18 protein-coding genes and 1 tRNA gene are annotated in these 19,094 nt (G+C 63.9%); all 19 read right to left on the bottom strand.

What is annotated here, in order from left to right; genetic code table 11:
- Positions 1 to 51: 51 nt before the first annotated feature.
- Entirely contained in the window at positions 52 to 1,557 is a 1,506-nt protein-coding gene (gene nusA, locus ISP20_RS02980) for a transcription termination factor NusA (protein ID WP_204634556.1), read from the bottom strand.
- Positions 1,558 to 1,606: 49 nt separating this feature from the next.
- A complete protein-coding gene (locus ISP20_RS02975) occupies positions 1,607 to 2,122 on the bottom strand; it encodes a ribosome maturation factor RimP (protein ID WP_204634555.1) in 516 nt (171 codons plus the stop codon).
- 222 nt (positions 2,123 to 2,344) lie between these two features.
- A tRNA-Met gene (locus tag ISP20_RS02970) sits at positions 2,345 to 2,421 on the bottom strand.
- A gap of 124 nt (positions 2,422 to 2,545) precedes the next feature.
- Positions 2,546 to 3,985, bottom strand: a complete 1,440-nt coding sequence (gene nuoN, locus ISP20_RS02965; RefSeq protein ID WP_204634554.1) for an NADH-quinone oxidoreductase subunit NuoN — start codon at positions 3,983 to 3,985, stop codon at positions 2,546 to 2,548.
- A gap of 12 nt (positions 3,986 to 3,997) precedes the next feature.
- Complete coding sequence (locus tag ISP20_RS02960; RefSeq protein ID WP_204634553.1) at positions 3,998 to 5,506, bottom strand: NADH-quinone oxidoreductase subunit M; 1,509 nt, start codon at positions 5,504 to 5,506, stop codon at positions 3,998 to 4,000.
- 13 nt (positions 5,507 to 5,519) lie between these two features.
- Complete coding sequence (gene nuoL, locus ISP20_RS02955; protein WP_204634552.1) at positions 5,520 to 7,616, bottom strand: NADH-quinone oxidoreductase subunit L; 2,097 nt, start codon at positions 7,614 to 7,616, stop codon at positions 5,520 to 5,522.
- A 4-nt stretch (positions 7,617 to 7,620) separates the two neighbouring features.
- Entirely contained in the window at positions 7,621 to 7,926 is a 306-nt protein-coding gene (gene nuoK / locus ISP20_RS02950; protein WP_204634551.1) for an NADH-quinone oxidoreductase subunit NuoK, read from the bottom strand.
- Positions 7,923 to 8,576, bottom strand: coding sequence for an NADH-quinone oxidoreductase subunit J (locus ISP20_RS02945; protein ID WP_204634550.1), 654 nt, complete (start codon positions 8,574 to 8,576; stop codon positions 7,923 to 7,925). Before ISP20_RS02945 ends, nuoK begins: the two co-directional genes overlap by 4 nt.
- A gap of 12 nt (positions 8,577 to 8,588) precedes the next feature.
- The gene (gene nuoI / locus ISP20_RS02940; RefSeq protein WP_204634549.1) at positions 8,589 to 9,080 is read right to left on the bottom strand and encodes an NADH-quinone oxidoreductase subunit NuoI; all 492 of its coding nucleotides are present in this window, start codon (positions 9,078 to 9,080) and stop codon (positions 8,589 to 8,591) included.
- Positions 9,081 to 9,086: 6 nt separating this feature from the next.
- Complete coding sequence (gene nuoH, locus ISP20_RS02935) at positions 9,087 to 10,115, bottom strand: NADH-quinone oxidoreductase subunit NuoH (RefSeq protein ID WP_204634548.1); 1,029 nt, start codon at positions 10,113 to 10,115, stop codon at positions 9,087 to 9,089.
- A 4-nt stretch (positions 10,116 to 10,119) separates the two neighbouring features.
- Positions 10,120 to 12,441 (bottom strand): NADH-quinone oxidoreductase subunit NuoG, encoded by a 2,322-nt coding sequence (nuoG, locus tag ISP20_RS02930; protein ID WP_204634547.1) that lies wholly within the window; start codon positions 12,439 to 12,441, stop codon positions 10,120 to 10,122.
- Entirely contained in the window at positions 12,438 to 13,748 is a 1,311-nt protein-coding gene (nuoF, locus tag ISP20_RS02925; protein ID WP_204634546.1) for an NADH-quinone oxidoreductase subunit NuoF, read from the bottom strand. Before nuoF ends, nuoG begins: the two co-directional genes overlap by 4 nt.
- A gap of 12 nt (positions 13,749 to 13,760) precedes the next feature.
- Positions 13,761 to 14,288: an NADH-quinone oxidoreductase subunit NuoE gene (gene nuoE, locus ISP20_RS02920; RefSeq protein ID WP_204634545.1), complete on the bottom strand. Its 528-nt coding sequence runs from the start codon at positions 14,286 to 14,288 to the stop codon at positions 13,761 to 13,763.
- An 18-nt stretch (positions 14,289 to 14,306) separates the two neighbouring features.
- Positions 14,307 to 15,560 carry an NADH-quinone oxidoreductase subunit D gene (locus ISP20_RS02915; RefSeq protein ID WP_204634544.1) on the bottom strand — a complete coding sequence of 418 codons (1,254 nt, stop codon included), beginning with the start codon at positions 15,558 to 15,560 and terminating at the stop codon, positions 14,307 to 14,309.
- A gap of 2 nt (positions 15,561 to 15,562) precedes the next feature.
- Positions 15,563 to 16,291: an NADH-quinone oxidoreductase subunit C gene (locus ISP20_RS02910; protein WP_204634543.1), complete on the bottom strand. Its 729-nt coding sequence runs from the start codon at positions 16,289 to 16,291 to the stop codon at positions 15,563 to 15,565.
- A 17-nt stretch (positions 16,292 to 16,308) separates the two neighbouring features.
- The gene (locus ISP20_RS02905) at positions 16,309 to 16,866 is read right to left on the bottom strand and encodes a NuoB/complex I 20 kDa subunit family protein (RefSeq protein WP_046970156.1); all 558 of its coding nucleotides are present in this window, start codon (positions 16,864 to 16,866) and stop codon (positions 16,309 to 16,311) included.
- A complete protein-coding gene (locus tag ISP20_RS02900) occupies positions 16,857 to 17,213 on the bottom strand; it encodes an NADH-quinone oxidoreductase subunit A (RefSeq protein ID WP_121880989.1) in 357 nt (118 codons plus the stop codon). Before ISP20_RS02900 ends, ISP20_RS02905 begins: the two co-directional genes overlap by 10 nt.
- Before the next feature lie 282 nt (positions 17,214 to 17,495).
- A complete protein-coding gene (locus ISP20_RS02895) occupies positions 17,496 to 17,852 on the bottom strand; it encodes a PilZ domain-containing protein (protein ID WP_204634542.1) in 357 nt (118 codons plus the stop codon).
- Between the two features lie 312 nt (positions 17,853 to 18,164).
- Positions 18,165 to 19,094: a PIG-L deacetylase family protein gene (locus ISP20_RS02890; RefSeq protein ID WP_204634541.1), complete on the bottom strand. Its 930-nt coding sequence runs from the start codon at positions 19,092 to 19,094 to the stop codon at positions 18,165 to 18,167.

Here is a 19,094-nt window from a genome sequence, read left to right as displayed (position 1 = left end):
AGGCATCTCAGCCCTCCTCGGCGCGCTCATCCCGAGCGCTGCCGCCCGCGGTTAGCCACCTTTCTCCAGACGAGCGATCATCGGCGCACGCGCTGCCATGATCAGCGCCGCAGCGCGTTCCTCGTCCATGCCGTCGATATCGATCAGGTCATCAACCGCGAGGTCGGCCAGATCGTCCACCGAGACCACTTCACGCGACGCCAGCGCAAACGCGGTGGCCTCGTCCATGCCCGGCAGGTGCAGCAGTTCATCGGACGGCTGGTGCTCGTCGATGCCCTCTTCCACCGCCAGTGCTTCGGTGAGCAGCGCGTCGCGGGCGCGGGCGCGGAGCTCTTCAACAATGTCTTCGTCGAAGCCTTCCACGGCCAGCAGCTCGGCGCTCGGCACGTAGGCGATTTCTTCGACGCTGGAGAAGCCTTCCTGCACGAGGATGTTGGCGATCTCCTGGTCCACTTCCAGCTTGTCCATGAACAGCTGGCGGGCGGATTCCTGCTCGGCCTCGCTCTTGGCGGCGACCTGGTCCTGCGTCATCACGTTGAGCTGCCAGCCGGTGAGCTTGCTGGCGAGGCGCACGTTCTGGCCACCGCGACCGATCGCCTGGGACAGCTTGTCCTCGGCCACGGCGATGTCCATGGAGTGCTTCTCTTCGTCCATGATGATCGACTGCACTTCGGCCGGCGCCATCGCATTGATGACGTACTGGGCCTGGTTCTCGTGCCACAGGATGATGTCGACGCGCTCACCGTTGAGCTCGTTGGACACCGCCTGCACGCGCGAACCGCGCATGCCGATGCAGGCACCGATGGGATCGGTGCGGGTGTCGTGCGCGACCACGGCGATCTTGGCGCGGTCGCCCGGATCGCGGGCGCAACCCTTGATCTCGACCAGGCCCTGGCCCACTTCCGGCACTTCGAGCTTGAACAGCTCGATCATGAATTCCGGTGCGGCGCGCGACACGAACAGCTGCGGACCGCGGGCTTCCGAGCGCACCTCGTAGAGGTAGCCGCGCACGCGGTCGCCGACACGGGCCGATTCGCGCGGAATGGTGCGGTCGCGCGGGATGAAGGCCTCGGCATTGCTGCCCAGGTCCAGGTACACGTTGCCGCGCTCGACGCGCTTGACGATGCCGGTGACCAGCTCGCCCACGCGCTCGCGGAAGGCGTCGACCACTTGCATGCGCTCGGCTTCGCGCACGCGCTGCACGATCACCTGCTTGGCGGCCTGCGCGGCGATGCGGCCGAATTCGGCGTTCTCGATCTGCGTCTCGATGTACTCGCCCACTTCGGCGCCTTCGCGCTCGTCGACGGCGTCCATCAGGCGCACCTGGTGATACGGCGATTCCATCTCGCCGTCGTCGGCGATGATTTCCCAACGACGGAAGGTCTCGTAATCGCCGGTGTGGCGGTCGATGACCACGCGGATATCCGGATCCTCATCCGGGTAGCGCTTCTTGGCGGCGGACGCGAGCGCGGCTTCCATCGCCTGGAAAATCACTTCGCGCGGCACGCCTTTTTCATTGGCAACCGCGTCAACCACCAGCAAAAGTTCTTTGCTCATTGCAGCAACTCCGTAGACGCCGCCGGCGCCCCATCGGTTTGAAATGGATTTACTTCGTGGCCTTCTTGCCCGGGCTCTTTCCCGGCTTGGGCTGCGGCACGTAACCGAGCGCTACCCAGTCGGGCACCACACGCGCGCTTTCCACGGCGTCATGGTCGAACTCGAAGGTCTTGCCTTCGGCTTCCAGCGAGATCCGCTCGCCCTCCACCGACACTACCTTGCCGCGCAAACGGCGACGCCCATCCAGGGGCGCCTTGAGCAAAATCTTCACTTCCGTACCCGCCACCTTGGCGAACTGCGCCGCGCTGAACAGCGGACGATCGATGCCGGGCGAAGACACTTCCAACACGTAATGACCCGGGATCGGATCTTCCACGTCGAGCATCGCCGAGATTTCGCGGCTCGCCGCCTCGCAATCCTCGACGTTGATCTCGCGGCCTTCGATGTCGAGGAAGACACGCAGGGTACTCTGCCCCTGCGACGGGGTGAACTCCACGCCGATGCATTCCAGGCCGAGATCGGCCAGAACTTCGGTAAAGCGTTGAGCCAGTGCCTGCGTATCCATGATTTTTTTACCGTTACCGATCGCCAGAAACAAAAAATGGGCTCAAGCGGCCCATTCCATGCTCTCCAAAAAGAGCGTCTCGCCGATGTCCCGACCCATCCAGACTCTTTCGGGGCACCTGGGGCGCAGCCAGCATCTAAGCGGCTTGTGACGCACGTGCGACGCTTCCTTGCGCCCAACAAAAAAGCCTCACGAGGAGGCTTTCTTGTTCTAAGAAAGATCTGGTAGCGGGGGTAGGATTCGAACCTACGACCTTCGGGTTATGAGCCCGACGAGCTGCCAGACTGCTCCACCCCGCATCAGAGTCCGCAAAGATTAGCGAGATGGCCGAATTCTTGCAAGCCTTTTCGCTAACTAATTTCACATGACTGAAAAGAAAGCGTGACGGAAATGCGGCCGTCACGCGCAGAAATCAACCGCTCGTCAGCCGATGAAAACGCTCTGGCACCAACCGAACAGCGGACCCCAGACGAAGCCCAGGACCAGCAGCGCCAGCACGTTCAACGACAGTACCAGGCGCACCGAGACGTCCTTCTGCAGGTAGACCTCGGTGCCCTCCACCGGCTTGTCGAAGTACATCACCTTCACCACGCGCAGGTAGTAGTACAGGCCGATGATGGCGAACACCGCGCCGACGATGGCCAGCCACAGGAAGCCGGCGTGGATCGCGGCCTGGAACACCAGCAGCTTGCCGAAGAAACCGAACAGCGGCGGCACGCCGGCCAGCGAGAACATCACCAGCATCATCAGGAATGCAGCCCACGGCGAGCGCTGGTTGAGGCCCTTCAGATCGTCGATCTCTTCGCACTCGAAACCGGCACGCGCCAGCGCCAGGATCACGCCGAACGCCGCGGCGCTGGTGATCGCGTAGCTGATCGCATAGAACAGCGAGGAGGCATAGCCTTCCGGACCGGCATTGACCAGGCCGACCAGCAGATAACCCATGTGCGAGATGGTCGAATAGGCCAGCAGGCGCTTGAGGTTGCTCTGCACGATGGCCACCAGGTTACCGATCGCCAGCGACAGCACAGCCAGGCAGGCCAGCATGATCTGCCAATGCTGGGACAGGTCGCCCAGACCCGAGGCCAGCAGGCGATAGGCCATGCCGAACGCCGCCAGTTTCGGCGCCGAACCGATGAAGATCGTCACTGCCGTCGGCGAGCCCTGGTAGACGTCCGGGATCCACATGTGGAACGGCGCGGCACCCAGCTTGAAGCCGATGCCCACGATCATGAAGATCAGGCCGAACACCAGCAGATGCGGCATGCCGGTCTGCGTGGCCGCCATGTGCAGGCGCGCCAGGTCCAGCGTGCCGGTGGCGCCGTAGACCATCGACATGCCGTACAGCAGCATGCCCGAGGCCAGCGCACCCAGCACGAAGTACTTGATCGCCGCTTCCGACGACAGGCGCGAATCGCGGTTGAGCGCGACCAGCGCATACGACGACAGCGTCAGCAGCTCCAGGCCCAGGTACACCATGATCAGGTTGCCGGCCGAAACCAGCAGCATGATGCCGATCACCGCGAAAATGGTCAGCGTGTAGAACTCGCCGACGAACAGCTTGCGGTCCTGCAGGTAGGGCTTGGCGTAGAAGAACACCAGCACCGTGGACAGCAGCGCGAAGACCTTGAGGATCTCCGACACCCCGTCGCGGATGAACATGCCATTGAAGGCGGTGACCGTCTGGCTCGGCTGGCCGACAACGACCAGGTAGATGCCCACCAGCAGCACGGCAATCGACAGCCAGTGCAGCAGCGGGCGCTGCTCGGGCTTCATGAAGGCATCGAGCAGCAGCAGCAAACACGCCGCCGCCACCAGATAGAACTCCGGCAACAGGATCAAAATGTCATTGAAAGTCGGCATGATCGGTCCTGCTTAGATCTTGTGGTTGGCGAGCTGGGTCACCAGCTGCGTCACCGACGAATCCATCAAATGGATCAGCGGTTGCGGCCAGATGCCCAGCACCAGCGTGGCGGCGGCGAACGCGGTCAGCACGAACCACTCGCGGCCGTTGATGTCCTTCATCTCGGCCACATGCGGATTGGTGATGTCGCCCCACATCACGCGCTTGACCATGAACAGCGTGTAGGCCGCGCTGATGATCAGGGTGAAGGCGGCGAACAGCGCGATCCACGGGTTGGCCTGGAACGCGGCCAGCACGACCTGGAACTCGCCCACGAAACCGCTGGTGCCCGGCATGCCGGTGTTGGCCATGGCAAACAACACGTAGAAGAAACCGAACCACGGCATCACGTTGATGACGCCGCCGTAGTCCTTGATCTGCCGCGTATGCAGACGGTCGTACAGCACGCCGATGCACGAGAACATCGCGCCCGAAATGAAGCCGTGCGAAATCATCTGCACCATCGCGCCCTGCATGCCCAGCTTGGCGGCATCCAGGTTGTTGGAACCGCGCACCAGCATGAAGGTGATGAAGATGCCCAGGGTGACGAAGCCCATGTGCGCCACGGACGAGTACGCCACCAGCTTCTTCATGTCCTCCTGCACCAGCGCCACGTAGCCGATGTACACCACGGCAATCAGGCTCAGGGTGATCACCACCCACGCATAGGCGTCGGCAGCGTCAGGCGTGATCGGCAGCGAGAAGCGCAGGAAACCGTAGCCGCCGATCTTCAGCATCACCGCGGCCAGCACCACCGAACCGCCGGTGGGCGCTTCCACGTGGGCGTCCGGCAACCAGGTGTGCACCGGCACCATCGGCACCTTCACCGCAAACGCGATGAGGAAGGCGAAGAACAGCCAGGTCTGTTCCTTCATGCTCAGCGGCAGCGCCGCCAGCGTGGCCAGGTCGAACGAACCAGCCTTCAGGTACAGGTAGATCAGGCCCACCAGCATGAAGATGGAGCCGAAGAACGTGTAGATGAAGAACTTCAGCGTCGCATACACGCGGCGCGGACCGCCCCAGACACCGATGAGGATGAACATCGGGATCAGCATGGCTTCGAAGAACACGTAGAACAGCAACGCGTCGGTGGCGCAGAACACGCCGATCATCAAGCCTTCGAGCACCAGCATGGCAGCCATGTACTGGTGCGGGTTGGTCTGGATGACCTCCCACGCGCCCACGATCACCAGGATGCCCACGAACGAGGTGAGCAGGATCAGGGCGATGGAAATGCCGTCGACCGCCAGGTTGTAGTGGACGCCGAGCGAGGCGATCCATACATGGCTTTCGGCCAGCTGCTTGGTCGCGTCCGCCGCGTTGTACAGCGGCAGCATGTAGAGGCTGAGCACGAAGGTGAGCACGGCCACCGCCAGCGCGATCCAGCGCGCGGCGTTGGGACGGCCGGCACCGGCGAGCAGCACGGGGATGGCGCCCACCACGGGGAGCCAGATCAGCAGGCTGAGCAAATGATTGAACATGGAGCAGGTTCCCTTATTGCCCGACCAGCCAATACCCGCCAAGCAGCAGGATTAGGCCAAGGATCATCGCGAAGGCGTAGTGATAGAGATAACCGGACTGCAGGCGACGCACGCCACCGGCGATACGGTCCACCAGTTTCGCCGAACCATCGACCATCACGCCGTCGATGATCGCTGCGTCGCCGCCCTTCCACAGGCCACGGCCCAAGGCCATGCTGCCGCGGGCGAAGACGATGAAATACACCGCGTCGAACCAGTACTTGTGGTTCAACAGGTTGTAGATCGGCTTGAGCGCGTTCTTGATGCGCTCGGCCAGCGCCGGGTTGAACAGGTAGATGTAGGTCTGGATCGCGAACGCGGTCAGCACCAGCAGGAACGGCAGCTGGAGGAAGCCATGCAGCGCCATCGGCAGCGCGCCGTGGAACTCCTTGCCGACTTCGCCCAGGACGTTGTTCACCTCGTTCACGTGGATGGCCGAACCGAACCAGTCGCCGAACAGCGCCGGCCCCACGGTGAAGAAACCGATCAGCAGCGACGGGATCGCCAGCAGGATCAGCGGCAGCGTCACCACCCACGGCGACTCCTTCGGCGTCTCGTGCATGATGCCCGGCTCGTGATGGCCGTGGTCATCCTTGTGCGAGACGTGATGGTGTTCATCGTGCCCGGCATGCGCATGATCGTCGTGGGCATGGTCGTCGTGGCCGTGTGCATGGCCGTGGCCATGATCGTGCACCACCACGAAACGCTCCTTGCCGTGGAAGGTCAGGTACATCTGGCGGAAGGTGTACAGCGCCGTCACGAAGGCACCGGCCATCACGCAGAAATAGGCGTAGGTGGCACCGGCGCGATGGGACTCGCCCACCGCTTCGATGATCGCGTCCTTCGAGTAGAAGCCCGCGAAGAACGGCACGCCGCACAGCGCCAGCGAACCGATCCACATGGTGATCCAGGTGATCGGCATGTACTTGCGCAGGCCGCCCATGTAGCGCATGTCCTGCTCGTGGTGCATGGCGATGATCACCGAGCCCGCACCGAGGAACAGCAGCGCCTTGAAGAAGGCATGCGTCATCAGGTGGAACACGGCGCCGGCATAGGCCGACACGCCCAGCGCCACCGTCATGTAGCCCAGCTGCGACAGCGTGGAGTACGCGACGACGCGCTTGATGTCGTTCTGCACGATGCCGATCAGGCCGGTGAACAACGCGCCGGTGGCGCCGATGATCATCACGAAGCTGAGCGCGGTTTCCGACAGTTCGAACAGCGGCGACATGCGCGCCACCATGAAGATGCCGGCGGTCACCATGGTCGCGGCGTGGATCAGTGCCGAGATCGGGGTGGGGCCTTCCATCGAATCGGGCAGCCACACGTGCAGCGGCACCTGGGCCGACTTGCCCATCGCGCCGATGAACAGGCAGATGCAGATGACGGTCGCGGCATCCCAATGCGTGCTCTGGGTGATCTGCAGGGACCGGCCCACCAACGTCGGCGCCGCGGCGAACGCGGTGCTGTAGTCGAGCGTGCCCAGGAAATACAGCACGCCGGCAATACCGAGCAGGAAGCCGAAGTCGCCCACGCGGTTGACCAGGAACGCCTTGAGGTTGGCGAAGATCGCCGTCGGGCGCTTGTACCAGAAGCCGATCAGCAGGTACGACACCAGGCCCACCGCTTCCCAGCCGAAGAACAGCTGCATGAAGTTGTTGCTCATCACGAGCATCAACATCGAGAAGGTGAACAGCGAGATGTAGCTGAAGAAGCGCTGGTAACCCGGATCGTCGGCCATGTAGCCGATGGTGTAGATGTGCACCAGCAGCGACACGAAGGTCACCACCACCATCATCATGGCGGTCAGGCGATCGATCATGAAGCCGACGTGGGCGCTGTAGTTGCCGATCTCGAACCAGGTGTAGATGTTCTGGTTGTAGACCGGCGCACCGCCCGCGGTGAGCTGGTAGAGCACGTAGAACGACAGGCCGCAGGCGATCGCCACGCCCAGGATGGTCACGCTGTGCGAACCGGCGCGACCGAGGAAACGACCAAGGAAACCCGCCAGAAGGCAGCCGACGAGCGGGGCCAGGGCGATGGTCAGCAGAATGGAAGTGGACAATTCCATCGGGTCAGCCCTTCATGCTGTCGATTTCGGCGACGTTGATGGTGCTGCGATTGCGCATCAGCAGGACCAGGATCGCCAGGCCGATGGCGGTTTCCGCCGCGGCCACGGTGAGGATGAAGAACACGAACACCTGCCCCGCCACGTCGCCCAGGAAACGGGAGAACGCGACGAAGTTGATGTTCACCGCCAGCAGCATCAGCTCGATCGACATCAGCAACACGATGACGTTCTTGCGGTTGATGAAGAGGCTGGCCAGCGCGATGCAGAACAGCACGGCGCCAAGCACGATGAAGTGCGAAAGCGTGATCATGGGGTGGTCTCCTTGCCCGGTGCCGGCTGCGGCGCGGCGGGAACTTCCGCCGCCATCTTCACCACGCGCACGCGGTCACGTGCATTGACGCGAACCTGTTGCGAAGCCTGCTGGTGACGCACGCCGGTGCGTTGACGCAGGGTCAGCACCACCGCCGCCACCACGCCCACCGTCAGGATCAGCGCAGCGACTTCGAACGGCAGCAGGAACTGGGTGTAGAGCGCCGTGCCCAGCCATGCCGTGTTGGACATGCCCGCTGCAGCGGCCGGATCGGCGCCCATCACCGCCTGGTGCATCGCGCGCACGCCGATCAGCGCAAGCATTTCGCCCAGCATGATCAGGGCCACGATGATGCCCACCGGCAGGTATTTGATGAAGCCTTCCCGCACCTGCTCCTGCTTGATGTCGAGCATCATCACCACGAACAGGAACAGCACCATCACCGCGCCCACGTAGACGACGATCAGGGCAATGGCCAGGAATTCCGCTTCGGCCAGCAGCCAGATGCAGGCGGTGCTGAAGAAGGTCAGCACCAGCGACAGCACGGCATGCACCGAGTTGCGCAGCGTGATCACACCCAGCGCCGCCACCACGGTGACGGCCGCGAAGGCATAGAAACACACGAGTTGGAACATGTTGGTATCAATCATGATGTCCCGTCCTCAGCGATACGCGGCGTCTTGAGCGCGGGCAGCCGCGATGTCCTGCTCGAAGCGGTCGCCGATGGCGAGCAGCTGCGGCTTGGTCACCACGTTCTCGCCACGCTGCTCGAAGTGGTACTCGTGGATATGCGTTTCGACGATCGAGTCGACCGGGCAGCTCTCTTCGCAGAAACCGCAGAAGATGCACTTGAACAGGTCGATGTCGTAACGCGTGGTGCGGCGCTGGCCGTCGCTCTCGCGCGGAGCGGAGTCGATGGTGATGGCGAGCGCCGGGCACACGGCCTCGCACAGCTTGCACGCGATGCAGCGCTCTTCGCCGTTGGCATAGCGGCGCAGCGCATGCAGGCCGCGGAAGCGGTTGGACTTGGGGATGTGCTCCATCGGATAGCGCATCGTGTACTTGGGGCTGAACATGTAACGCATGGTCAGGCCCAAGCCCTTCAGCAGCTCGATCAGCAGCAGGCTTTTGAAATAGTGAGTTACGCGGGACATGTTTCTTCAGCCTCCCGTGCCGACCGTGACCCAGCCGAAAAACTTCATGCAGCCGGCGACGAGGACCCAGACGATGGTGATGGGAATGAACACCTTCCAGCCCAGACGCATGATCTGGTCATAGCGGTAACGCGGGAAGCTCGCGCGGAACCACAGGAACATGAAGGCGAACACGAATACTTTGACGAACAGCCAGAGGATGCTGGCCTGGCCAAGCAAGCCCCACGAGGCCGGCAGCGGCGACAGCCAGCCGCCCATGAACAGGATCGGTGCGAGGAAGCTGATCAGGATCATGTTGGCGTATTCGGCCAGGAAGAACAGCGCGAACGCCGAACCCGAATACTCCACGTGGAAGCCGGCGACGATTTCCGACTCGCCTTCCGCCACGTCGAACGGTGCGCGGTTGGTTTCGGCCACGCCCGAGATGAAGTAGATGATGAACACCGGCAGCAGCGGCCACATGAACCAGTCGAAGATGCCCTTGCTGCCGGCCTGCGCATGCACGATGTCGGTGAGGTTCAGGGAACCGGCCAGCACCAGCACGCAGACCAGGCACAAGCCCATGGCCAGTTCGTACGAGATCACCTGCGCGGCCGAACGCATCGCACCCAGCAGCGCGTAGCGCGAGTTGGAGGCCCAGCCGGCCAGGATGATGCCGTACACGCCCAGCGAGGTCATCGCCAGCAGGTACAACAGGCCGGCGTTGACGTTGGCCAGCACCATCTTGTCGTTGAACGGGATCACCGCCCAGGCCGCGAGAGCCGGCACCAGGGCGATCAGCGGCGCCATGTAGTACAGCGCCTTGTTCGCGCTGGTCGGAAGAATCACTTCCTTGATCAGCAGCTTGGTCACGTCCGCAAAGGCCTGCAACAGACCGAACGGGCCGATCTTGTTGGGTCCCATGCGCACGTGCATCCAGCCGAGCACCTTGCGCTCCCACCACACGTACAGCGCCACCGTGATCACCAACGGCAGGACGATGCACAGGATGTAGATGACCGGCATCACCACCTGGTTGAAAATCTGTTCGCCCATGTGCTTATGCCTTGCTCAGGGTGAGGGCTGCGCCGTAAGGCGGCAGCGAGACGGTGTCTTCGTGTGCGGCTTCGATCCATGCCGCGCCATCGGGCACGGTCACGTCGATCACCAGCGGCAGCACGGCATCGGCCACGCGCACCGCACTGCCCTGCTCCAGGCCCAGACGCTTGGCTTCGTCCGCATTCACGCGAACGGCCGGCGCACGGTTGAGCGGATGCTTGCTGAGCGCGGTGGCGCGACGGAGCACGGCGTCGGTGCGATAGATCGGCCAGGTGGCCAGACGAGTGACGCCACCGGCCGCAGCACGCGAGGCCAGCTCGGCACGCGGCTGAGGCGCACGCTCGTTGATGCCTTCGCGCAGGCCGGCGAGATCGTCGAACTCGAAGCCCGCGACCTTCATCGCGCCGCCGAGTGCACGCAGCACCTTCCAACCCGGACGCGCTTCGCCCGGTGCCTTCGCACCGGCCGCCACGCTCTGCGAAAGACCGTCGACGTTCACCAGGGTGCCGTCGTTTTCCGGCAGCAAGGCGATCGGCAGGATCACATCGGCCGCTTCGCGCAGCGCATCGCTGGCGTAAGCGGTAAACGCGACCACCTTCTGCGCGCCCTTGAGCGCCTTCAGGAAAGCGGCACCGTTGGCCACGTCCTGCGCTTCGACGCCGTACAACACATAAGCCTTGCGCGGCTGCGCCAGCATCGCCTGCGCATCCAGGCCACCGTTGCCCGGCAGCACACCAACGCGGCCCAGGCCCACGGCGTTCGCACCGACCGGCAGTTCGTTGTAAGCCGCACCCGTTGCCTGCGCGATGAACTGCGCCACGGCACGCAGCCACGAGGCCTGCGGATGGGTGACGGCGGCTTCGCCGAGGATGACCACCGCGCTGCCGCTCTTGAGATCGGCAATCGCGTCCTTGTCGCCCTCGTCGCACGAAGCAGCATGGATCGCATCGGCCAATGCGGCCGGTGCGGTAGCGCCCGCTTCGACCACGCCCTTGGCCAGCGACAGCAGCGCATCGACCAGCGCCTGCGGCGCCACGATGGCTTCGCCGGCGAGGCGATAGTTGAAATTGAAGCTGGCCGGATTGACCGCGTAAACCTTGGCGCCCTTCTTCACCGCCTGATGGATGCGGTGGTTGAGGAGCGGCATTTCGTGGCGCAGATCCGAGCCGACCAGCAGCGCGGCCTTGACCTTGTCCAGCTCGGCCACCGGCTTGGCGAACGGCGTGGCAATCGCGTTGTCGGCGAAGTCCAGCTGGCGCACGCGGTGATCGATATGCGCGCTGCCCAGACCACGCGCGAGGCGCACCAGCAGGTCGCCTTCTTCGTTGGTGGTGGCCGGATGAACCAGCACACCCAGCTCGCTGCCCGGCACGGTCTTCAATGCTTCGGCGGCGGCACCGAGGGCGTCGTCCCAGCTGGTGGTGACCCACTGGCCGTTGCGCTTGACCTGCGGTGCGCCCACGCGATCGGCGGCATACAGGCCCTGGTGGCTGTAGCGGTCGCGGTCGGAGAGCCAGCACTCGTTGATCGATTCGTTGTCGCGCGGCACCGTGCGCAGCACCTCACCGCGGCGCGTATGCAGCCACAGGTTGGAGCCCAGCGCATCGTGATAGGCGACGGAAGGCTTCGCGATCAGTTCCCAGGCGCGCGCCTGGAACTGGAACGGCTTGTTGGTGAGCGCGCCCACCGGGCAGACGTCGATGATGTTGCCCGACAGCTCCGTCTCGATGGTCTTGCCGATGTAGGTACCGATCTGCAGGTTGTCGCCGCGGCTCATGCCGCCGAGCTCGTACGTACCGGCGATTTCGCTGGTGAAGCGCACGCAGCGCGTGCACTGGATGCAGCGGGTCATCTCGGTGGCGACCAAGGGGCCGAGGTTTTCATCGGCGATGGTGCGCTTGCGTTCGGTGTAACGCGACACGCTGCGGCCGTAGCCCAGCGCGACGTCCTGCAGTTCACACTCGCCGCCCTGATCGCAGATCGGGCAATCCAGCGGGTGGTTGATCAGCAGGAACTCCATCACGTCCTTCTGGAACTTCAGGGCGGAGTCGGAGCGCGTGGTGACCTTCATGCCTTCGGCCACCGGGGTGGCGCAGGCCGGCTGGGGCTTGGGCATGGGCTTGCCGCCCATTTCCACTTCCACCAGGCACATGCGGCAGTTGGCGGCGATGGGGAGCTTGCGGTGATAGCAGAAGCGCGGAATGTTGATGCCGATGGCATCCGCCGCTTCGATGATCATGGCGCCCTTGCGGATCTGCGTGGGCTTGCCATCGACCTCGATGTTCACGAGGTCGAGATTGGGTGCTGCGGGCTGCGCACTCATGCGGCGGCTCCAAGCTTGTCGTCGACAATGGAGCGGCCATTGACGATGTAGTACTCGAATTCATCCCAGAACTGGCGCAGGAAGCCCTGCACCGGCCACGCCGCGGCTTCGCCGAATGCGCAGATGGTGTGGCCTTCGATCTGGCCGGCAATGGCCTTCAGGCGATGCAGATCTTCCATCGTGCCCTTGCCTTCCACGATGCGATCCAGCACGCGGTGCATCCAGCCGGTGCCTTCGCGGCACGGCGTGCACTGGCCGCAGCTTTCCTTGTGGAAGAACTGCGAGATGCGGCGGGTGAAGCGCACCGTGCAGACGGTGTCGTCGAGCACCACGATGGCGCCCGAGCCGAGACCCGTCTTGAGGTCGCGCAGCGTGTCGTAGTCGAACGGCAGGCCCTTCAGCTGCTCGGCACGCAGCACCGGCATCGACACGCCGCCGGGAATCGCACCCTTCAGCGTGCGGCCCGGACGCAGGCCGCCGGCCATTTCCAGCAGTTCGTCAAACGTGGTGCCGAGCGGCACTTCGAAGTTGCCGCCCTTCTGCACGCAACCGGAGACCGAGAAGATCTTCGGACCGCCGTTCTTGGTCTTGCTCTGCGCCAGGAACCAATCGGCGCCCTTGCGCAGGATCGCCGGCACCGAGGCATAGGTTTCGGTGTTGTTGATCGTGCTGGGCTTGCCGTACAGGCCGAAGTTGGCCGGGAACGGCGGCTTGAAGCGCGGCTGGCCCTTCTTGCCTTCCAGCGATTCCATCAGCGCGGTTTCTTCGCCGCAGATGTAGGCACCGGCGCCGAGTGCGCCATAGATGTCCACATCGAGGCCGGTGCCCTGGATGTTCTTGCCCAGCAGGCCTGCCGCGTACGCTTCCTTCAGCGCCTCTTCGAAATGCTCGAACGGCTCGTGATGGAACTCGCCACGCAGGTAGTTGTAGGCCACGGTGGAACCGGTGCAATAGCACGCGATCGCCATGCCTTCGATCACCGCATGCGGGTTGAAGCGCAGGATGTCGCGGTCCTTGCAGGTGCCCGGCTCCGATTCGTCGGAGTTGCAGAGGATGTACTTCTGCATGGTGCCCTTGGGCATGAAGGACCACTTCAGGCCGGTCGGGAAGCCTGCGCCGCCACGGCCGCGCAGGTTGCTCTTCTTGATCTCGTCGATCAGGGTGGTCGGGTCGGGCTTCTCGGCGAGGATCTTCTTCCACGCTTCATAGCCACCCACCTGGGTGTAGCTGTCCATCGCCCACGGCTTGTCGAAATGCAGCGTGGTGTAGACGACCTGATGTTCTTGGGGTGCGGGTCCGTAAGCCATTGCGCCCAGCCCTTATTTCAAACCATCGAGGATTTCATCGATCTTCTGGATCGAGAGTCGCTCGTGGTAGTGACCATTGACGGTCATCGCCGGCGCGCTGGCGCAGGCGGCGATGCATTCTTCTTCGCGCTTCAGATACACGCGGCCATCGGCGGTGCTTTCGCCCAGCTTGATGCCGAGTTTCTGCTCGCAATGCTTCACCAGGTCGTCCGCGCCATTGAGCCAACACGAGACGTTGGTGCAGATCGCGACGTTGTTGCGGCCGACCGGCTTCGTCTCGAGCATCGAATAGAAGCTGGCCACCTCGTACGCCCACACCGCGGGCAGGTCGAGGTACTTGGCAACGGCGGTGATCAGCTCATCGGTGAGGAAGCCCTGGTTCTGCTCCTGCGCGGCAAACAGCGCCTGGATCAGCGCCGACCGCTTGCGGTCCGGCGGAAAACGGGCAACCCACTCCTCGATGTGATGACGAGTGTGTTCGTTGAGTACGACGAGCGGGTCGACGTTCTTGACCTGCTCGTAATTTCCGGTGGCTTTCATGTAGTGGCTCCCGTGGGCTCAGCGATCGACTTCGCCGAACACGAGGTCATAAGTACCGATCATCGCCACCACGTCAGCCAGCATGTGGCCGCGCACGATGGCATCCATCGAGGACAGGTGGGCAAAACCCGGTGCGCGCAAATGCACGCGGAACGGCTTGTTGGCGCCGTCGGAGACCAGGTAGCAGCCGAACTCGCCCTTCGGCGCTTCCACCGCTGCGTACGTCTCGCCTGCCGGCACGCCGTAGCCTTCGGTGAACAGCTTGAAGTGGTGGATCAGCGCTTCCATGTCCTCTTTCATCGTTTCGCGATGAGGCGGAGCGACCTTGTAGTTCTGCACGATGACCGGGCCGGGGTTGGCCTTCAGCCATTTCACGCATTGCTGGATGATGCGGTTGGACTGGCGCATTTCTTCCACGCGCACCAGGTAACGGTCGTAGCAGTCGCCGCCCACGCCCACCGGGATGTCGAAATCCACCTCGGCGTACTTGGCGTACGGCTGCTTCTTGCGCAGGTCCCACTCGACGCCCGAGCCGCGCAGCATCACGCCGGTCATGCCCCAGGCCTGGGCCTTTTCCGGCGGAATCACGCCGATGCCGACGGTGCGCTGCTTCCAGATACGGTTGTTGGTGAGCAGTTCTTCGTACTCGTCGACCTTGGTCGGGAAGTCGCTGCTGAACGCTTCCAGGTAGTCGAGCATGGAACCTTCGCGCCAGGAATTCAGGCGCTTGAGGTCCTTGCCCTTGTGCCAGGGCGACTCGCGGTACTGCGACATGTGATCCGGGAGGTCACGGTAGACGCCGCCCGGACGGTAATACGTGGCGTGCATGCGCGCGCCCGATACCGCCTCGTAGACGTCCATCAGTTCCTCGCGCTCGCGGAACGCGTACAGGAACACCGCCATCGCGCCCAGGTCGAGCGCGTTGGAGCCGATCCACATCAGGTGATTGAGGATGCGGGTGATCTCGTCGAACATGGTGCGGATGTACTGCGCACGCTCCGGCACCTCGATCCCCAGCAGGGTCTCGATGGAACGCACGTAGGCGTGCTCGTTGCACATCATCGACACGTAGTCGAGACGGTCCATGTAGCCGATCGACTGATTGAACGGCTTGGACTCGGCCAGCTTTTCGGTACCGCGATGAAGCAGGCCGATATGCGGATCGGCGCGGACGATGGTCTCGCCGTCCATCTCCAGCACCAGGCGCAGCACGCCGTGCGCAGCGGGATGCTGCGGGCCGAAGTTCATCGTGTAATTGCGGATCTCTTGCATGATCAGTTATTCCGCCAGTTATCGGCCGCTTCGGCCTTCGCCTGCAGCAGGTCGGCGTCGTCGCGGATGACGCGCGGCACCAGCACGCGCGGCTCGATCGACACGGGTTCGTACACCACGCGCTTCTGCTCGGGGTCGTAGCGCACTTCGACGTTGCCGATCAGCGGGAAGTCCTTGCGGAACGGATGACCCACGAAGCCGTAGTCGGTGAGGATGCGGCGCAGGTCCGGGTGACCGTCGTAGATGATGCCGTACAAGTCGAACGCCTCGCGCTCGAACCAGTTCACGCCCGGCCAGATGCCGGTCAGCGAAGGCACGATCGGCAGCGTGTCGTCGTCGCAGAACACGCGCAGGCGCAGGCGCTGGTTGTGCTCCAGCGACAGCAGGTGAACGATCGAAGCGAAGCGGCGCGGCGACGCATCGGCGTGCGGACGGTCAGCCCAGTTGAAGCGACCCATCGCCTCGCCTTCCACGCCACGCGAGAAGCCGGTCCCGGAGACGGTTTCGGTGTCCCACTCGGTCTGGCCGTAGCCGAGGTAGTCAATGCCGCAGATGTCGATCGGCACACCGAATCGGAACGGTGCTTCGTCACGCAGCGCGGCGGCCACCGCGAGCAGGTCGGCGGCGGCCACTTCGGCCGTGACTTCGTTGCGGACGACGCTGATCGTCAGCATCTCGCCGAATCGCGCGGCCAGACGCTCGGCCAGCGAGTTGAAAGAGGTATCAGTCATGCTCTGCTGCGCCTTTGTCAGGAACGCGCGATGGTGTTGGTGCGGCGGATCTTCTTCTGCAACTGCAGAATGCCGTGGATCAGCGCTTCGGCCGTGGGCGGGCAGCCCGGCACGTAGATGTCCACCGGCACGATGCGATCGCAGCCACGCACCACCGAATACGAGTAGTGGTAGTAGCCGCCGCCGTTGGCGCAGCTACCCATCGAGATCACCCACTTCGGGTCGGGCATCTGGTCGTAGACCTTGCGCAACGCCGGGGCCATCTTGTTGACCAGCGTACCGGCCACGATCATCACGTCGGACTGGCGCGGACTGGGGCGGAACACCACGCCGTAGCGGTCCAGGTCCAGGCGCGCGGCGCCGGCATGCATCATTTCCACGGCGCAGCAGGCCAGACCAAAGGTCATCGGCCACATCGAACCGGTGCGCGCCCAGTTCATCAGCGCATCGACGCTGGTGGTGGCGAAGCCGCGCTGCATGACGGGGTTGTCCTCGGCCGGACGCAGGATGTCGTCCACCAGGTTCAACGGCTGCGGGTTGTGCATCACCCGGTCGAGCGACGAGATCACTCCCATTCCAGTGCTCCCTTCTTCCACACGTAAGCAAAGCCGATGACCAGCAGCAGCAGGAACAGCGCCATCTCGACCAGGGCAATCAGGCCGATCTTGGTGAACACCACGGCCCACGGAAACAGAAACGCAATTTCCAGGTCGAAGATGATGAACAGGATCGCCAACAGGTAATAGCGCACGTCGAAACGCATGCGCGCGTCTTCGAAGGCCTCGAAGCCGCACTCGTACGGCGAGAGCTTCTCGGACTCGGGGCGACGCGGGCCGGCCAGCAGGCCGATGACCAGAAGCACCACGCCTAAGCCGGCTGCTACGCCGATGAAGAGCAGAATGGGCCAGTATTGGGCAAGCACGATGAAACGTACCTCCGCGCCTTCATTGGCGCATCAGTGACCGTCGGGGAAACGGTCCGCGGAACTTGGGTTCGGCATGACCCGCGAGGGCCAAGGGCTAGGCGCCACGATCACGTGCATTGGGGGCAGCGAGCGTCCGACTTCCCTCGATCTGAATCGAGGGATCGCGACATTGTATCAGTGCGCTTAACAACAACAAGCCTTGACGGCTATTTGGTAGGCGATTTGCAGGGCTTCAGTGAACCCGCGTGGGCTAGGCCGCAAGGCATTGCGACCAAGGTCTTACATGGTGTGGGTAGGACGCTCTGATCCGGTCAGGCCAGCCAGAATGTTCTCGATGCGGGTGCGGGCCACTTCGCCGTCGGTCGACTCGTTGAACTGCACGCCGATACCGGCCGTGCGATTGCCCTGCGCGCCGATCGGCGTCACCCAGACCACCTTGCCGGCCACGGACAGGCGCTCGCCTTCGTCGGTCAGGTTGATCAGCAGCACCACTTCGTCGCCCAGCGCGTACTTCTGGGCCGTGGGCGCGAACAGGCCACCGTTCTTCAGATAAGGCATATAGGCGTTGTAGAGCGACGCCGTGTCCTTGATCTTCAACGAAATGATGCCCTGGCGGGCGGCAATGGCCGGATTCATGCGTGCTCCTGTACGCCACTGATGCAGCGCCCCTTGGCCGCATCGTAGCGAGCGGCCGGGCTTTGTCACAAGCGAGATGTCGAGGGAATGTGACGGGGTATGGCGCCTGGAGTCCAATTCTTGCCTGGCGCCACCCAACCCCTCAGCGTCATTCCGGCGCAGGCCGGAATCCAGTGGCGAACACGTCAGGTGGTCGCGTTGGCAGAACCTGCTCTGGTGAGGTTTTGCGAAAGCCTGGCACCGAGGCCACTGGATTCCGGCCTGCGCCGGAATGACGCTGAGGGGAAACAATTACCCAGGCGACCCAGGCCCTTAAAGCTCGCACCAACCCCAGCGATCGAAGATCCACGGCGACGGCAGGTTCATGTGCAGCTTGAGGAAGCGCGGACCGGTGGCCGCCGGGTCCAGCCCATGCAGCACGTGACGCCCCTGCCCGTCCATCGCCAGCGGCGCCTGGCGCCAGGGCCATTCGCGGACGCCCTGCTGATCGACCAGGGTCAGCCGCAGCCAGCGCTGGAGATACGGCGGCGGTTGCCAGGGCAGCACGGCCGAGTCGGCCCCGCTCGGCGTTCGCCGCACCCATTGGTAGCGTTCGCCCCGATCGGCCAGGCGGCGCATGCGCTTGCCGCTCAAGGCCATCTGGCTCTGATGGCAGGCCAGTGCCGCCATCTTGTTCATATGCAGCCCCACCGAGGAGTCGAGCTTCACGCGGCCGGTCGCCGCCGGCTCGCGACCATGGACGAGATAGGCCAGCATGCGCGGCGCCTCGCCCTGCCAGCGGGCCACGCCCAACCGGGTCAGCACGTGGGCGGCACCGTGATCGGGATGACGGTCGCCCAGCGAGGGCAAGGCCACCAGGGTGGGGCGAAACGCCTCCAGGCACTCGGTGATGACGGCCACGCTGGCGCCCAGCGCATCGCACACCCGGCTGGTGATGCCCATGTCGGGCCAGCCCTGCGGCTGCAGCGCCTGGGCATCCACCCCGAGTTGGGCCAGGGCGCGGGCCACCTCGCTGCGGCGCCGTTCGCCCCAGCGGCGGCGATCGTCCTCGCCGATCCGTATCCGCCGCTCGACCCAGCGCTGCGGCCAGGGATTGTTGTCGCCGTTGGTGAGCAGCAGGATCCGCACCTCGCCGCCGGCTTGGCGCACCTGCTGGATCAGCTCGCCGGTGGCGATCGATTCGTCATCCGGGTGCGGCGCGACCACCAGCAGGCGCGTGCCGGCGTTCAGACTCAGCGACAT

The organism is Dyella kyungheensis, assembly GCF_016905005.1.
GTDB lineage: Bacteria > Pseudomonadota > Gammaproteobacteria > Xanthomonadales > Rhodanobacteraceae > Dyella > Dyella kyungheensis.
This window is presented reverse-complemented; position numbering and strand designations above follow the sequence as displayed.

What these genes read in the sequence shown, in the direction of transcription:
- ISP20_RS02915 (WP_204634544.1), bottom strand. Translation starts at nt 15,560, where the DNA reads ATGCAAGAGATCCGCAATTACACGATGAACTTCGGCCCGCAGCATCCC.
- nuoI (WP_204634549.1), bottom strand. Translation starts at nt 9,080, where the DNA reads ATGTCCCGCGTAACTCACTATTTCAAAAGCCTGCTGCTGATCGAGCTG.
- ISP20_RS02890 (WP_204634541.1), bottom strand. Translation starts at nt 19,094, where the DNA reads ATGTCGCTGAGTCTGAACGCCGGCACGCGCCTGCTGGTGGTCGCGCCG.
- nuoE (WP_204634545.1), bottom strand. Translation starts at nt 14,288, where the DNA reads ATGAAAGCCACCGGAAATTACGAGCAGGTCAAGAACGTCGACCCGCTC.
- nuoK (WP_204634551.1), bottom strand. Translation starts at nt 7,926, where the DNA reads ATGATCACGCTTTCGCACTTCATCGTGCTTGGCGCCGTGCTGTTCTGC.
- nuoN (WP_204634554.1), bottom strand. Translation starts at nt 3,985, where the DNA reads ATGCCGACTTTCAATGACATTTTGATCCTGTTGCCGGAGTTCTATCTG.
- nusA (WP_204634556.1), bottom strand. Translation starts at nt 1,557, where the DNA reads ATGAGCAAAGAACTTTTGCTGGTGGTTGACGCGGTTGCCAATGAAAAA.
- ISP20_RS02960 (WP_204634553.1), bottom strand. Translation starts at nt 5,506, where the DNA reads ATGTTCAATCATTTGCTCAGCCTGCTGATCTGGCTCCCCGTGGTGGGC.
- nuoG (WP_204634547.1), bottom strand. Translation starts at nt 12,441, where the DNA reads ATGAGTGCGCAGCCCGCAGCACCCAATCTCGACCTCGTGAACATCGAG.
- nuoH (WP_204634548.1), bottom strand. Translation starts at nt 10,115, where the DNA reads ATGGGCGAACAGATTTTCAACCAGGTGGTGATGCCGGTCATCTACATC.
- ISP20_RS02895 (WP_204634542.1), bottom strand. Translation starts at nt 17,852, where the DNA reads ATGAATCCGGCCATTGCCGCCCGCCAGGGCATCATTTCGTTGAAGATC.
- ISP20_RS02945 (WP_204634550.1), bottom strand. Translation starts at nt 8,576, where the DNA reads ATGATTGATACCAACATGTTCCAACTCGTGTGTTTCTATGCCTTCGCG.
- ISP20_RS02975 (WP_204634555.1), bottom strand. Translation starts at nt 2,122, where the DNA reads ATGGATACGCAGGCACTGGCTCAACGCTTTACCGAAGTTCTGGCCGAT.
- nuoL (WP_204634552.1), bottom strand. Translation starts at nt 7,616, where the DNA reads ATGGAATTGTCCACTTCCATTCTGCTGACCATCGCCCTGGCCCCGCTC.
- ISP20_RS02910 (WP_204634543.1), bottom strand. Translation starts at nt 16,291, where the DNA reads ATGACTGATACCTCTTTCAACTCGCTGGCCGAGCGTCTGGCCGCGCGA.
- nuoF (WP_204634546.1), bottom strand. Translation starts at nt 13,748, where the DNA reads ATGGCTTACGGACCCGCACCCCAAGAACATCAGGTCGTCTACACCACG.
- ISP20_RS02905 (WP_046970156.1), bottom strand. Translation starts at nt 16,866, where the DNA reads ATGGGAGTGATCTCGTCGCTCGACCGGGTGATGCACAACCCGCAGCCG.